Source organism: Ralstonia sp. A12 (assembly GCF_000801955.1).
Classification (GTDB): domain Bacteria; phylum Pseudomonadota; class Gammaproteobacteria; order Burkholderiales; family Burkholderiaceae; genus Ralstonia.
Genome location: NZ_JSZO01000033.1, coordinates 21,125 through 35,408, shown reverse-complemented (window position 1 = coordinate 35,408; position 14,284 = coordinate 21,125). Strand labels below are relative to the sequence as shown.

General features: G+C 64.9%; 11 protein-coding genes. 6 read left to right on the top strand and 5 right to left on the bottom strand.

Annotated elements, in window-relative coordinates:
• The first annotated feature begins 1 nt into the window (after window position 1).
• The 5 genes from PI87_RS24420 to PI87_RS24400 all read left to right on the top strand — a co-directional run bounded on the left by PI87_RS24420 (window position 2) and on the right by PI87_RS24400 (window position 6,582).
• Window positions 2-883 carry an SMP-30/gluconolactonase/LRE family protein gene (locus tag PI87_RS24420; protein ID WP_039600317.1) on the top strand — a complete coding sequence of 294 codons (882 nt, stop codon included), beginning with the start codon at window positions 2-4 and terminating at the stop codon, window positions 881-883.
• 56 nt (window positions 884-939) lie between these two features.
• Window positions 940-2,250 carry an MFS transporter gene (locus PI87_RS24415; protein WP_039600316.1) on the top strand — a complete coding sequence of 437 codons (1,311 nt, stop codon included), beginning with the start codon at window positions 940-942 and terminating at the stop codon, window positions 2,248-2,250.
• Between the two features lie 298 nt (window positions 2,251-2,548).
• The gene (locus tag PI87_RS24410; protein WP_039600315.1) at window positions 2,549-3,334 is read left to right on the top strand and encodes an MHYT domain-containing protein; all 786 of its coding nucleotides are present in this window, start codon (window positions 2,549-2,551) and stop codon (window positions 3,332-3,334) included.
• A gap of 114 nt (window positions 3,335-3,448) precedes the next feature.
• Window positions 3,449-6,220 (top strand): FtsK/SpoIIIE family DNA translocase, encoded by a 2,772-nt coding sequence (locus tag PI87_RS24405; RefSeq protein WP_039600314.1) that lies wholly within the window; start codon window positions 3,449-3,451, stop codon window positions 6,218-6,220.
• 26 nt (window positions 6,221-6,246) lie between these two features.
• Window positions 6,247-6,582: a cupin domain-containing protein gene (locus PI87_RS24400; RefSeq protein ID WP_039600313.1), complete on the top strand. Its 336-nt coding sequence runs from the start codon at window positions 6,247-6,249 to the stop codon at window positions 6,580-6,582.
• Between the two features lie 30 nt (window positions 6,583-6,612).
• On the opposite strand, the gene sigJ is transcribed toward PI87_RS24400, so the two are convergent.
• From sigJ to PI87_RS24380, 4 genes are all read right to left on the bottom strand, one after another.
• Window positions 6,613-7,557 carry an RNA polymerase sigma factor SigJ gene (gene sigJ, locus PI87_RS24395; protein WP_052321742.1) on the bottom strand — a complete coding sequence of 315 codons (945 nt, stop codon included), beginning with the start codon at window positions 7,555-7,557 and terminating at the stop codon, window positions 6,613-6,615.
• Entirely contained in the window at window positions 7,554-8,540 is a 987-nt protein-coding gene (locus tag PI87_RS28250; protein WP_052321741.1) for an alpha/beta fold hydrolase, read from the bottom strand. The genes sigJ and PI87_RS28250 overlap by 4 nt, the downstream gene beginning before the upstream one ends.
• Before the next feature lie 251 nt (window positions 8,541-8,791).
• Window positions 8,792-10,042: a cytochrome-c peroxidase gene (locus PI87_RS24385; protein ID WP_052321760.1), complete on the bottom strand. Its 1,251-nt coding sequence runs from the start codon at window positions 10,040-10,042 to the stop codon at window positions 8,792-8,794.
• 69 nt (window positions 10,043-10,111) lie between these two features.
• On the bottom strand, window positions 10,112-11,404 hold the full coding sequence (locus tag PI87_RS24380; RefSeq protein WP_039600312.1) for an alkaline phosphatase family protein: 1,293 nt from the start codon (window positions 11,402-11,404) through the stop codon (window positions 10,112-10,114).
• Window positions 11,405-11,566: 162 nt separating this feature from the next.
• Between PI87_RS24380 and PI87_RS24375 the strand changes: the two genes are divergently transcribed.
• Window positions 11,567-12,181 carry a TetR/AcrR family transcriptional regulator gene (locus PI87_RS24375; RefSeq protein ID WP_039600311.1) on the top strand — a complete coding sequence of 205 codons (615 nt, stop codon included), beginning with the start codon at window positions 11,567-11,569 and terminating at the stop codon, window positions 12,179-12,181.
• 17 nt (window positions 12,182-12,198) lie between these two features.
• Here PI87_RS24375 and fliD read toward each other — a convergent pair whose 3' ends face one another.
• Window positions 12,199-14,226 (bottom strand): flagellar filament capping protein FliD, encoded by a 2,028-nt coding sequence (gene fliD, locus PI87_RS24370; RefSeq protein ID WP_039600310.1) that lies wholly within the window; start codon window positions 14,224-14,226, stop codon window positions 12,199-12,201.
• Window positions 14,227-14,284 lie beyond the last annotated feature (58 nt).

Below are 14,284 nucleotides of genomic sequence, written 5' to 3'. Positions count from 1 at the left end.
GATGCACGCAACTGTGGAACGCATCGGCACCATGCATTGCGGCGTCGGTGAAAGCCCAGTGTGGCATGCCGGCGAACAGGCGCTGTACTGGACAGACATTCCTGGGCGCACGTTGTGGCGCTGGAATGCATCCGCAGGCGATTGTGACGCATGGGCGTTGCCCGAAATGGCCGGCTGCATCGCCATGACTGCCGGCGGTTGGGCACTGGCCATGGAGACCGGCGTCTTTCGCGCGCAGCAGCCGAAGGCAGGCATCGAGCTTGCGCCGCTTGAACGCCTCGCCACGGTGGAACACGCCCGGCCTGACATGCGCTTCAACGACGGCCGTTGCGACCGCCAAGGCCGTCTCTGGGCGGGCACGATGGTGTTCGACACCACGCTGGGCGTGCCTGCCGGCAAGCTCTATCGCCTTGATACAGCCGCGCGCCGTGTGGAAGCCGTCATCGACGACCTGATCGTCCCGAATGGCCTGGCCTTCAGCCCCGATGGCCGCACGATGTATCTGTCGGATTCACACGCCAGCCGCCAGACCGTCTGGGCGTTCGACTACGACATCGACACCGGCACGCCGCACAATCGCCGTGTCTTCATCGACATGCGCGCCCATCCCGGTCGCCCCGATGGCGCTGCCGTGGATGCCGACGGCTGCTACTGGATCTGCGGCAACGATGCCAGCCTCGTCCACCGCTTCACGCCCGACGGCCAGCTCGATCGCAGCATCGCCATTCCCGCTGCCAAACCCGCCATGTGCGCCTTCGGCGGGCCTGGGCTGGACACCCTGTTCGTCACGTCGATCCGCATCGACGACGACACGCTCTCGGGCGCCACGTTTGCCGTGCGCCCGGGCGTGACCGGATTACCGGAACCTGCCATGCACCTCTAACCGCAGTACGAGCCCCACACCACAACAACACGGGGCGTCTAGGAGACAAACACACCATGAAACCCATCAAAGGCTTGCGCTGGTGGATGATCGGGCTCGTCCTGAGCGGCCTGATCATGAACTACCTCGCGCGCAACGCGCTTGCGGTAGCGGCACCCGAAGTCAACAAGGTGTTGAACATCACCACGCAGCAGTACGGCTACATCGTGGCCGCATTCCAGGCGGCGTACATGGTGATGCAACCCGTGGCCGGCTACGTGCTTGACGTGCTTGGCACCAAGCTGGGTTTTGCGTTGTTTGCTGCGGCGTGGTCGGTGGTGTGCCTCTTGCACAGTACGGCGGGTAGCTGGCTCTCACTGGCCGCATTCCGTGCAATGTTGGGGATGACAGAGGCGGCGGGTTTTCCGTCGGCACTACGGGCCACCTCCGAATGGTTTCCGGCCAAGGAGCGCTCGATTGCCACGGGCTGGTTCAACATCGGCTCGTCGGTTGGGGCGGTGGTGGCACCGCCGCTGGTGGTCTGGTGCATCTTGCACGGTGATTGGCGCTTCGCCTTTGCGTTGATTGGTGCGCTCGGGTTGGTATGGAGCGTGTTGTGGTTCGTCCTGTATCGCGTGCCGGCCAAGCATCCGCGGCTGTCGGGGGAGGAGCACGACTACATCCGTGCCGGCCAGGAAATGCCGGGAGACAGCTCGAATGCGCCCAAGCCTTCGTGGGGCAGCATCGTCAGCAGCCGTCGCTTCTGGGGCATTGCCATTCCGCGCTTTCTGTCGGAACCGGCGTGGCAGACGTTCAACTTCTGGATTCCGCTCTACCTCGCGACCGAGCGACACATGAATCTCAAGGAGATCGCGTTCTTTGCGTGGCTCCCGTTTCTGGCGGCGGATATCGGCTGCGTGTTGGGCGGATACCTTGCACCGTGGTTCCAGAAGCGCTTCGCGGTATCGCTCGTGACCTCGCGCAAGCTGGTGATGGTGACGGGCTGCGTCTGCATGATCGGCCCGGCCTGCATCGGGCTGGCAACGAGCCCCTACACGGCCATTGCGCTGTTCTGCATCGGCGGTTTTGCGCATCAGACGCTGTCGGGTGCCCTATATACGCTCACCTCCGACATGTTTGGTCGGCACGAGGTGGGCACTGCGGTTGGGTTGACGGGCATGTCAGGTTGGCTGGGCGGCATGCTGTTCTCGCTGGCCGTGGGCACCTTGGCAACCACCATCGGCTACAACCCGCTGTTCGTCGCACTGGCGGTATTCGACATCATCGCGGCCATCGTGGTGTGGACGATGCTGAACGATGGGCAGGCGCAACCCATCCCCATGCAGCGTGACGATCAACGTTCTGCTGCAGGTGCGCTGGGCAGTTGAGTGGTTGAAAACGTCCTCTAAAACGCGCGCGGCAAGCCTGAAAACCAGCTTGCCGCGAAACGCGTTTCTCATGGCGCACGGCAATCGCCCACGCGCCCCAAAAGTTACCTAGATCAGGTGATTGGCTAGGCAAAATCGCCTCGACATACTGCCCTCCGACGGCTGCATCGCGACCCACAGCGGCCATTCAATTCCAACAAAGACATAACGAAAACGTGGCTGCCCAGCGCACCGGGAAGCCAGCCGACGCCGCCCGGCAATCAGGCGGCTTTCTGGTATTGAAACGGGAGGGTGTGCCATGTTCTACGGCTTTGAAGCGGTGCCGGGCGCGATCGTGCCCTACGAATACGACTGGCCGATGGTCGGGCTGTCGTATCTCATCTCAGTCGTGGGTGCGTATGTGGGCTTACGATGGTCCAGACGCATCCGCAACAAGAACGGCGGTATCGATACGGACCGGCTCATCTGCGCGAGCGTGGCATTGGGCGGCGGCGCCGTCTGGTCCATGCACTTCATCGGCATGGCCGCGTACCGGACCCCGGTGCGGATCGAGTTCGGCCTCTTTCTGACTGTGCTGTCGTTGCTGGTGGTGATGGTGTTTGCCGGGGCCGGGCTGGTGCTGGCCTCGCGCTCCACGGGCAACCGCATGAAGAACATTGGCGAAGGCGGCGTCGTAACCGGTCTGGGCGTGGTGGTCATGCACTACACCGGCATGGCCGCAGTGCATACCAACAGCACGTTCGACTGGAACATCTCCGTGATCGGGTTTTCTGCGTTGATCGCCGTGGTGGTGTCTGTGGTAGCGCTGTGGCTGGCTACAACCGTGAAGACACGCGGGCAGCAGTTTGGAGCCGCGCTCATCATGGGTGTGGCCGTCTGCGGCATGCACTACACCGGCATGACCGCCGGCACCATGATCTGCACTGGGCGGAGCTACTCACCTTCGCTGCTCGCCATTGAGGGCGGCAACATTGGTTATGCCGTGTTTGCGCTGGCCGGCACAATCCTGATGATCATCTTGCTGATCGAGGCCACGCGCAGCACAACCAGTGCCCGCACCGCAGTGCCAAGCGGCACGCGCTGACCGCAACACCGTCATACCAAACGCCCAGCCATGTATTTTTTGGCTGGGCGTTTTCATTCTGCCCGCCCGCGCCCGCTACAATCGCGGGCTTGGATTCGCAGATGGCATTTCGAAATGGGGCTTGGCTGGTTTGGCATTTCTACCGTGTGGCTGCTGCCGATGGTGTGGCGGTATGCAACGCGGGCACTGGCGGGGGAGCGGGGCTTCCTCAAGGGCCGGGGCACCGTGCGGCTCTGGCTGGTCACGCTCGTAGCGCTGTGCACAAGCGCGGCGCTCGAAGCGCTCACCTCGGGCGCTGACCCACAGGACAAGGCGGGTGGGGCAGCAGGGCGCGCGCTGTCGTCGCTGTTCTCACACATGCTGGGCTGGACGGGTGCCTTCCTGCTGATGCTCGGCGTGCTCGTCTGGGTGGCGCCCATGGTGTTTGGGCGATCGTGGCGGCAGGTATTCAAACGCAGCCGCACTGTGCAGGAAGACGCACCTGGCGAACCCACTCCAGATCATGACGAACCGCACGACGAAAGCCTGAAGCCAACCGCGCTTGGCCTGGGCGGTGCTGCACAAGCACGCTGGACCGGCAGCACCGGCCCCGCGCAGCCGACGGTGCGGCATCGCGGTATCGAAGCCATTTCTGCGCGCCGCCAGCCGACGTGGCAACCGCCACCGCGTACGCGTCCGTCGCCACCGCAGCCTGGTGAAATCTGGCCGCTGCTCGATGCGCAGAAGGCCGCGGATGGCAATGCCCCCGCAGATGCAAAGGCGGCGTCAGCCGCCGCACCGGTAGCGGTGGCGACACCGTCTCCGGCACCAGCGCCTGCCGCCGCACCAGCCCGTCCCAAGCCGCGCGCCACGATCGTCAGCAGCCCGTTCCATCAACCCCAGCTCGGATTGCGTCCGCAAGCTCAACCGGCGCCCGCAGTCGCGCAAGTGGAGGCACCTCCTGCGCCCCCAGAGACTGCCGAGGAACCCGCGGTCGAAGCCATCGTGACGACGCCGCCGGAGGTGGAGGCCATTGAGACGCCGGAAGCAGCGCCTGAAGTGCAGACGGTGGATCTCGAAGCCGTGCGCCAGGAGGCCGAGGCACTACTGGCGGAACTTCGAGGTCTGGTAGCACCCGCAACCATGGCGCCCGAGCCGATGCCGACCGCTATCGAAGCTATTGACGCCGTCGAACCGGAGCCGGTTGCCGAGGCGCTGCCAACACCTGACGCGCCCATCATCGAGCCGGTTTTGGACGAGATGGATCCATTGCCTGCGGTAGCCCCCACGCTGAAGCCTCGCATCGTTCTGCCCGCCGTGGTGGGCAACGTGGTCTCGCGCGCCGTACCGCAGGCTGCTGCTGTAGCTGTCGCCGTACCTGCGCCCACCCCAGCCCCGGCCCCTGTCGTACCGCGCCATGTGGACTACCGCCTGCCGGGCGCCGCGCTGCTGACTGCCGCTTCAGCCAACACTGAGTCCGTCTCCCCCGAGCACCTGGAAGAGACCAGCAACCTGATCACCCAGCGCCTGGCCGAGTTCAAGGTGCCCGTGACGGTCGTGGGTGCTTCGGCTGGTCCGGTCATCACGCGCTTCGAGGTCGATCCGGCCATCGGCGTACGTGGCGCACAAGTCGTCGGCCTGATGAAGGACCTGGCGCGCGCGCTGGGCGTCACCTCCATTCGCGTGGTCGAGACCATTCCCGGCAAGACCTGCATGGGCCTGGAGCTGCCCAACGCCCGCCGCGAAATGATCCGCCTGTCGGAAGTCGTGAATGCGGCGGATTTCCAGTCGCACGCCTCGCACCTCGTGCTGGCGATGGGCAAAGACATCACCGGCAACCCGGTCGTGACCGATCTGGCACGCGCCCCGCACCTGCTGGTGGCCGGCACAACGGGCTCGGGCAAGTCGGTGGCCGTCAACGCGATGATCCTGTCGATGCTGTACAAGGCCACGCCCGACGACGTGCGCATGATCATGATCGACCCGAAGATGCTGGAGTTGTCCGTCTATGAGGGCATTCCGCATCTGCTTGCGCCAGTGGTGACCGACATGAAGCAGGCCGCGCACGCGCTCAATTGGTGCGTGGGCGAGATGGAAAAACGCTACCGCCTGATGTCGACCCTGGGCGTGCGCAATCTGGCCGGCTACAACCAGAAGATTCGCGCGGCGGAGCAGGCGGGCCGCAAGGTGCCGAACCCATTCTCGCTCACGCCTGATGCGCCGGAGCCGCTCTCCACGCTGCCGATGATCGTGGTGGTGATCGACGAGTTGGCCGATCTGATGATGGTGGCCGGCAAGAAGATCGAAGAGTTGATCGCACGTCTGGCGCAGAAGGCTCGCGCGGCCGGCATCCACTTGATTCTGGCGACGCAGCGGCCGTCGGTCGACGTCATCACGGGCCTGATCAAGGCCAACATTCCGACGCGCGTGGCGTTCCAGGTGTCGTCCAAGATCGACTCGCGCACGATTCTCGACCAGATGGGCGCGGAATCGCTGCTTGGCCAAGGCGACATGCTGTTCCTGCCGCCGGGCACCGGGTATCCGCAACGCGTGCACGGCGCCTTTGTGGCCGATGAAGAAGTGCACCGCGTGGTCGAGCACTGGAAGCAATTCGGCGAGCCCGAGTACGACGAGGCCATCCTGGCCGGCGACCCCGGCGAGGCGGCCGCCAGCGGCGACCTGTTCGGCGGCGAGAGTGGTGAGGCGGAAGCCGATCCGCTCTACGACGAAGCTGCGGCGTTTGTGCTCAACACACGTCGCGCATCGATCTCGTCGGTGCAGCGGCAACTGCGCATTGGCTATAACCGTGCCGCGCGGCTCATCGAACAGATGGAAGCAGCAGGGCTGGTATCGCCCATGGGCCGCAACGGCCAACGCGAAGTGCTGGCGCCTGGCGGCGGCGATTGAGCACCGCCGGTGCATGGAGACAAGCGATGGGCGAGAACCAAGGCAGCCTCTTCACCGATGTGCCAGCCGGCGCCTCCGAAGAAGTCTTCACCGCGCTGCTGGAACGCCCCGGACTGAAGATCGAGCGCATCGTCTCCAACGGGCAAGCCAGTCCGCCCGGCTTTTGGTACGACAGTGCCCAGGAGGAATGGGTGCTGTTGGTCGAAGGCAGCGCGGCGGTGCAGATCGAAGGGGAGGCCGCACCGCGACTGCTTCAGCCGGGGGCCTGGCTACACCTCCCCGCGCACTGCCGGCACCGGGTCGCGTGGACCGACGCCGGTCGGCCGACGATCTGGCTGGCCGTCCACTACGGCGCCGGTTAGACGCGATGCCGCAGACCGGCGTTGCACCGCTCAACGGTGCTGGCCGGCACCCAGCTTGTCTGGATTCCGCACCAGGTGGATGGCGGCCAGACGGCCGTCGGCCTGCCAGTGCAGCGCAGCGGCAAGCTCCAGGCGGCCATCGGCATTGTGCAGCAGATAGCCAGGCTGGCCATTGATCCGCGCGCGCTGCAATCGCCCCCCAGTCTCGCGGCGGCGCCAGCTCTCCAGCAATCCGTACAGCACCCGGGCAACTGCCGCATTGCCACGCACCGGACGAGGAATGGCGGCCACGCGCCCACCACCATCGCTCATCAAGGTCGCCTCATCGCACAACAGTGCGGCTAAGGCGTTGGAATTGCCCGTCTGCAATGACGCCTCGAAAGCCTGCAACAGGGTATCCACCTGCGCCGGGCCAAGCTCGCAGCGTACGTATTCGCGCCGCACATGCCCCCGTGCCCGCGCGGCAAGTTGCCGGCAAGCCGCCGTATCGCGCCCCAGACGGGCTGCTACCTCGTCGAAGGGCACCTCGAACACGTCGTGCAGCAGAAAAGCGGCGCGCTCCAGCGGCGTCAGGCGTTCGAGTGCCAGCAGAAAGGCGGTGGAGACATCTTCGGCATAGGACAAGCGGGCCAGCGGATCTGCGCCGCCCGTTTCATCCGCCGCATCCAGGCTGGCCTGTTCGAGCACGGGCTCGGGCAGCCACACGCCAACGTAGTGCTCGCGTAGGCGCTGTGCGCTGCGCAGCTGGTCTATGCAGGCGTGGGTGGCCATGCGTGTCAGGTAGGCCGCGGGTTCTTGCAAGCCCGCCAGCGGAGTGTTCTGCCACTGCAGCCAGAGCGCCTGCACGAGGTCCTGCGCCTCACTGCGTGCGCCAAGCATGCGCCAGGCCAGCGCCAGCAGGCGTGCTCGCTGCGCTTCAAAAAGGCACAGATGCGCGCCGGTGGCATATTCGGCATCGGCTTGCGGTGCGCTCATCGGAGGGTCTCCAGGCGGTGGCGCGCGGTTTCGCGCCAAGCCGAAAGCAACGCTACCACACGGTCGGGCGCGTCTACGTGCAGGTAGTGGCCGCTGCCTGCCAGCACGACTGGCGAGACGCAGGCCTCCTGCGCGATGCTCCGCTGGTTGCCTTGCCAGGCGGCGTGCATGGTCTCGTCTTCCAGGCCGGCGGGAAAGTCACGCATCACAGCGCTGCTGAGCACCACGGTCGGCACCCGCGGCAAGGGCGGCAGTGCACGCGCTTGCTCCAGTACGGCGTCGAAGCCGGCATTTTCATCGTGCAAGGTCCGGTAGTGGCGCGCGGAGAACGACCAGTCAACCGCACTGGCGCGCTGTGCTTCCGGCAAGCGGCGGACGACAAGCGAGGCCGGTTGATCCGCCAGCCGCAACACCCCCAGGGGGGCCAGCGTATCGCTGAGTGTGAGCAGCCGGTCAAGGCCTGCACGGAAACGCGCGTAGCGGTCAGGCGGAAACTGCGCCACATAGTCGCGCCCAACCGCGTCAATGAAGGCCAGGCCAGCCACGTCGGCCGGGTAGGCGCGTGCGTGCATGCCGACCAGCAGGCCGCCCATCGAGTGACCTGCGAGCAACCACGGTGGCGCCTCGCCCGCAGCAACCAGGGCAGTTCGCAGATCGTCGACCGCCTGCATGCCGAGGCGCGGCGGCGTCACGGCATCCGACCAGCCGTAACCCGCGCGGTCATAGCTGCAGACGCGCCCGCCGGCCGCCAAGGCGTCCTGGACCCAGGCCCAGTCCTGCGACCAGCCTGCCATGCCTGCCTCTAGCACCAATGTGGGCCCGCCCTGGCCGGTGCAGTACAGGTGCAGATGCCTGTTGCCGACCACTACGCGTTGGCCGGGTGGCGCGTGCTCGGTGGCGACGACGTCCCGCCGGTGTTGCCAAGCACAGCCGCCTGCGGCAAGGGCGAGCAGGCCGCCAAGCACGGCGAGAGCGGCGCGCAAGCGCCGGTGAGTTTGCCACCGGCGCGGCGGCGTCGAGGACGATTCGAGAGGGAGAGGCATCGGAACTGGCGCATCTGGGTTGTTGGAGTGATGCGGCCCACTGCGTACATCCGATCAGCCGCATCTTCGCTTGCCGTGACGATGACGACACGACACCTTGATGACGGATCAGCCATCCCGAATGTGACATCGGTCGGGCCGCTAACCACGGTGATGCGACTAGCCTCCGCGCTGGCCTCAGTCTGCCGGGGCTAGGGCCGATACCCGTCGTCCAGCGTCTGCAGAAAGGACACCACGTCGCGGATTTCTTGATCGCCCAGGGCTGGCTTGTCTCCAGCGCGGCGGTTGAACGGCGGGTCCACATCATCGATGTTGCCGCGCAGGGCCGGCGGCAAATCGTCATAGGCGACGGTCTTGCCGCTGGCATCGCGGCTGTACCACTTCGCGGGCTTCAGGTCGCGCTCCACGTAGAAGCGCACGGCATCTTCCAGGCTGTGCATCCGGCCGTTATGGAACCACGCGCCGCGCTTGGCGGTGTTGCGCAGGCTCGGCGTCTTGAACATGCCGCAGTACGCGGTCTGGTGCGCCTGGTCCTGCCGCTTCGGGCCGCACAGGCCGAGGTCGTAGTAAGCCGGGTCAGCGTTGGCGTCAATCTCGGGGTTGCGCGGCACAGCCAGCACAGCGAACTGGTAATCGGTCAGCAGCGGGTGCGAGCCATCGGCGCCCTTGGCGATCAGGTGGCATGACGCGCAATTGCCCCTGTCCGGGTTGGCGAAAAGCTGCAGGCCGCGTTGCTCCGCAGGGCTCAGTGTTGCTTTGCCATCCAGATATGCGTCGAACTTGCTGTCGTAGCGGTGGAAGCTTGGGTCGTCCAGCTCGAAGCGTTCCAGCGCACGCATGGCGTGGTCGAACGCTTGATCCGGGTTGTCGAATGCGCTGGTGCCGAACGCTGCGCGGAATGCATCCGCATAAGGCGCGCGTTTGAGCTTTTCAACGACGGCCGCGCGGCTCTCGTTGGCCATCTCGTCCGGGTCGAGCATCGGTCCAGCCGCTTGATCACGCAACGAGTTGAAGCGGCCATCCCACATCAGGCCGCCGGTGGGCGGGCTATCGGTTTCGGTCAATCGCTCGGTCAGGCTGGCTGCCTGCACCTTGTGCCAGATCGGCGTCTGGTTGAGCGTGTAGGTCAGGTTGGGGGTGGCGCGCTTGCCCTGGCGGTCGAGGTTCGGTCCGCCGAGCTGCACGGCCAGCGCATTGGGTGGCCCGTAACCATGCGCGGGGTCGTGGCAGCTTGCGCAGGATTGCCGGCCCGAGGCCGACAACGACGGGTCGAAGAACATCGCCTTGCCCAGTTGGGCCAACGTGGCGGCATCCGGCATGCGGACGGCCTGTGCGGCAGATGTGGAAGATGCGTCTTTCTGCTGGCAACCGGCCAGCAAGGCCAGGAGCAGCGCACCGGCCACGATGCCAACGCGCGTCGAACGTGCAGTGAAGTCGGTCATGGAAATGACAAAACCGCTGGGGCGCAAACCCCGGCGGTCATGCTTGCTAAACGGCTGGGCCGCAGCCAATCAAAGGTTGGTGAACACGTCGTTGCCGAACGATTGCAAGCCATCCTGGGCTGCATAGCCGAGGTAGCCGCCCACCTGGAAGATGTCTTCCAGTGTCTTGAGCATCGCGTAATGGTTGTACTGCGTGGTCGACACCGTACCCGGCTTGATGAACGGCGAGAGCAGCACCGCGCCCGTGCGGTCTCCACCGTGGCTCTGCGTCACCAGGTTGATGTTGTATGGGTAGTGCGACACCGATGCCGGGAAGCTCTGCGTGATCGGGAACGTCACGTTCGGGCCCGGTTGCTGGTTGCAACAGGTCTGACCGGTGAAGGTCATGGTCAGCGTCGGCGGCGTGGTGGTCGTGTCCATCGTCTGCGATGCATAGGCGCTTTCATCAAAGTTGATGATGAGCAGGCCATCCTGCTGGTACGCCGGCGATGCCATGATCAGCGGCACCCACTTCTGCAGGAAGGCATCCGCCGACACCAGCCCGCCCGGCGCGCCCGTCACGCACGGCGAATCATGACCGTCGTTGCACAGGTTGGGCGTGATGAAGGTGAAATTGGCCGTGGTGTTAATCGACTTCAGATCGTTCGCCAGGCCATTCAGGTTGACCACGTTGGTCGCGCAATCCGGCGAGTCGATGATCGAATGGAAGTACGCGAACGGGTTATGGCGCGTGGCGTACATGTCGGCCGGCGTGCCACCTGCCGTGGCTGCCTGTGCCGACTGCGTCTTGTCCTGTGTGTTCAGCACCGGGTGGCCGCAGGTGGCGGCTTCACGCGCCGGGTCGTTGCCCATGTCTTCCATGTAGCCCTTCCAGGTCAAGCCCACGGCCTTGAGCTGGTCGGGCAGCGTCTTGATGGAAGCCGGGTACACGCAGCCGGTGCCGATGGCCTGGCCGTGGTCTGCCATGCCCGAGAGCGAGAAATCCTTGTAGACCATGCAGTCCATCTGCGTGTCGGGCGTAACGGCCTGGCCGCTCAGCATGGCGACGTAGTTGCCCAGGCTCACGTGGGTGGTGCCGTAGTACTGCTGCAGGTGGGCACCCTGGCTCACCAGCGTTTGCGAGAGGTAGGGCGCCTTGGAGTTGGCGGCAAACGTGGTCGCGTAGTTCTGGTTTTCCAGCGTGATCACGAACACGTGCTTGATCGACTGGATGGTCTTGGCGGCAGGGGTGGCGGGAGCAGGGTTCGCTGCAGCGGTGTTGGTGTTGCCACCATCGCCAGTGCCGCAGGCCGCAACGAGGAGTGCGGTGGCAGCGGCCGCGCATGAGGCCGCCAGCCAGCCCGCTCGGGGAAGCTTGAACATCGACTTTGTCCTTATCTTGTGGGTATGACGCGCCAGCGCTTTGGCTCGGTCCGCCGGTGCGCGCACGATATAAACAAACTTGTATGTTTGTTTTGTGACAGAAATGCTTCAGGAGCTCCGTAATAAGCGGTATCACGGGCGGACTTATTTACAATTGCGCCCATGGCCACCCAAGCAGAACGCACCACCGCCACGAGGCAGGCGCTGATCGATGCCTCCACCCAATTGCTGATCGAACAGGGCTACGCAGCCTTTGGCGAGGCGCGGGTGTGCGAACTCGCCGGCATCAGCCGGGGCTCGCTGCGGCATCAGTTTCCAGAAGGGCGATACGACTTGCTACCGGCGATGGTGGCATCGCTGCTGGATCGGGAATTGGCGCAGTTGGCGGCGCTGGGGCCGCTATCGGCCAATGTGCGGATGCACTTGATGCTGCACATGCTGGTGCAACGGCGCCAGCGGCATACGTCGCTGGCGATTCTGGAGGTGTGGATGGCGTCGCGCGGCGACGAGCGGTTGGCCCAGGCCGTCGGCCCGTTGCTGGCGACCGTGCCTGAACGGCTGTTCGGACAAGACCCGAATGGCCCGCCGCAACCCGAATTGCTGGCGCTGCGTCTGTTCCTGCATGGCGCAACGCTGCACAGCTTTGCCGCCGACTACAACCGAGACGAACTGGCCAGCGCCGTGCAATGGCTGCTGGCCCAACTTACGCCGCCGCCGGAGCTGAAAGCGGTACTGGCGCACATCGGCAACGCAGGCGCCGTGCAACGCGCCGGTTAGCGCAGTCCGGCTGGCAGTTAGCCGCCCGTACGCTGCTTCTGCAGAATTGCCAATTGCTGCGTCAGGTAGTTGCTGGTGTTCGTCATGCCGGCCACGACCTTCGACAGCGCATTGAACTGCGCGTAGTAGAGCGCCTGCTTGGCGTCCAACTGGCGCTGCATCTGCGTCATCCGGCTGGACAACGTGGTGAGCGAGCTGTTGATGGCATCGGTGGCGTTCTGCACCATGCCCTTATCGGCCAGCAGATTGGTCGATACGGTATGCAACTGTGCCGCATAGCCACGCTGAACCGTCACGCTGCCGCGGTCCCCCAGCGCACCGCCCATCACCTGCACGGTCAGGCCTTCAGCTGCCGAGCCGTTGGCGCCGTGCAGGTTCTGCCCAGAGCCGGTGGCTGCCACACCGTTGATGGTGCCTTGCACGTCGCGCCCAGCCGTGGCCGTGGGGCTGCCGCCCAGCAACGATGCAGCGCCATTGCCCGTCACTGACACCGTCGACATCGAGCCGTACTGGCGGTCCGTGAACGTCAGCACGCCGCTGGCATCCGCCGTAATCGCAACATCCACCTTGGCTTTCTGTAGATCCGGCGATGCATTGATCTGGCTCTGCACCTGGGCGGCCAGGCTTTGCGGCGTGTAGCTGCCAGCCGGCACCTTGATGCTGGTGGTGATGCCGCTGAGCGTGACCGACAGGCTGTCGTTCACGCCGCTCTGGATCGTCGTATTGGCTGCCGCCGAGCCCTTGAGCGAGCCCTGCGTGGCCAGCTGCGTCACGTTGATGGCGTAGTTGCCGGCCTGCGTGGTCTTGGAGAAGGCCGAGACCTTGAGCATCGAGTCCGTTGCCGTGCCGGTGCCCGCAAACAGAGCTGCCACCTGGCCCGGCGATTTCTTGAGGGCCGCGGTGAGCTTGCTGTCGTCAATCGACAGCGTGCCTTCCTTGTCCATCGTCACGCCAATGCTGCCCAGCGATTGGAATGCGCCGTTGCCGATCCCCTGGCCCAGCACGTCCGTTACCTGGTTGATCAGCGCCTTGGTGCTGACATCCCCCGCCAGCGCGCCGTTGTTGGCGGCATTGGCGGTATCGAACTTGGTCAGCGAGTTGAGCTGGATGCGCAACGCGTTGTATGCCTTGACGAAGTTCAGCACAGACTGGCTTGCCTGGCCCGCATCGTTGCCCACTGTCACCGTCGTGTTGCCGGTCTTGGACAGCGTGAACGACGTGCCATCCACCACATCCGTGAGGGTGTTGGTGGGGCTTTGCACATTGATGCCGTTGACGTTGGCCAAGGCGTTTTGGCCCGTGGCCACTTCGGTCATGTTCTGCGTGCCGGACGGATCGTGCGCCAGCAGTGATTGCAGCGTCGAATCGCCCGACACCGAAATCTTCATCTCCGAATTGGCGCCGCCGGCAGTGGAGGTCAGCACTAGGCGGTAGGGGTTGCCACTGCCGTCGTTGACGATGCTGGCCGACACGCCCAGGTTGGCCGAGTTGATAGCGTCCCGAATGCCTGACAGCGTGTTGTTGGACGCATCGATCTTGATGGAGCCGCCCGGCAGGTTGCCGTTCTGCGTGAACGTGGCGCCGGTGTACTTGCCGTCGGCAAAGGTGCCGCCCGACACCGTGCCGAACGAGAACGAGATCGTGGTGGGCGCGCCGCTGCCCACCGGCACCTTGTTGGACGCTTGGCCCTGCGCGCTCAGCACCTGCGCCTGTGCAAGCTGCGTCACCTTGACGTTGTACGTGCCCGACGGCGCTGTGCTACCTACGTTCACGTTCAGGATCGACGTGTCGTGCCCGCTGGCCTTCATGCCGCTGAAGGTATCGGCATTGGCCAGGTTGGCCATCGCCGTCTGGAAGGTCGACAGCGCGCTCTTGAGCGAGCCCACCGCAGAAAGCTGCGCCTGAAAGACTCTCTGCTGGTTCTGGTGAACCACCATTCCCTTGCCTTCAGCCTGCATCAGCTTGGTGACCAGGGTGTTGACGTCGATGTTCGTGCCGATGCCCGGGATGGAGATCGGTGGGATATAGGTGTTGGTCGTCGCCATGGGTGAGAACGCGCGCGCGCAAACGGTTGTTTCTTCACAATGTGACGGCAGCCAAGCG

Excerpts from the sequence above, each read along its gene's own strand:
- PI87_RS24420 (WP_039600317.1), top strand. The coding sequence starts at position 2 with ATGCACGCAACTGTGGAACGCATCGGCACCATGCATTGCGGCGTCGGT.
- PI87_RS24415 (WP_039600316.1), top strand. The coding sequence starts at position 940 with ATGAAACCCATCAAAGGCTTGCGCTGGTGGATGATCGGGCTCGTCCTG.
- PI87_RS24410 (WP_039600315.1), top strand. The coding sequence starts at position 2,549 with ATGTTCTACGGCTTTGAAGCGGTGCCGGGCGCGATCGTGCCCTACGAA.
- PI87_RS24405 (WP_039600314.1), top strand. The coding sequence starts at position 3,449 with ATGGGGCTTGGCTGGTTTGGCATTTCTACCGTGTGGCTGCTGCCGATG.
- PI87_RS24400 (WP_039600313.1), top strand. The coding sequence starts at position 6,247 with ATGGGCGAGAACCAAGGCAGCCTCTTCACCGATGTGCCAGCCGGCGCC.
- sigJ (WP_052321742.1), bottom strand. The coding sequence starts at position 7,557 with ATGAGCGCACCGCAAGCCGATGCCGAATATGCCACCGGCGCGCATCTG.
- PI87_RS24385 (WP_052321760.1), bottom strand. The coding sequence starts at position 10,042 with ATGACCGACTTCACTGCACGTTCGACGCGCGTTGGCATCGTGGCCGGT.
- PI87_RS24380 (WP_039600312.1), bottom strand. The coding sequence starts at position 11,404 with ATGTTCAAGCTTCCCCGAGCGGGCTGGCTGGCGGCCTCATGCGCGGCC.
- PI87_RS24375 (WP_039600311.1), top strand. The coding sequence starts at position 11,567 with ATGGCCACCCAAGCAGAACGCACCACCGCCACGAGGCAGGCGCTGATC.
- fliD (WP_039600310.1), bottom strand. The coding sequence starts at position 14,226 with ATGGCGACGACCAACACCTATATCCCACCGATCTCCATCCCGGGCATC.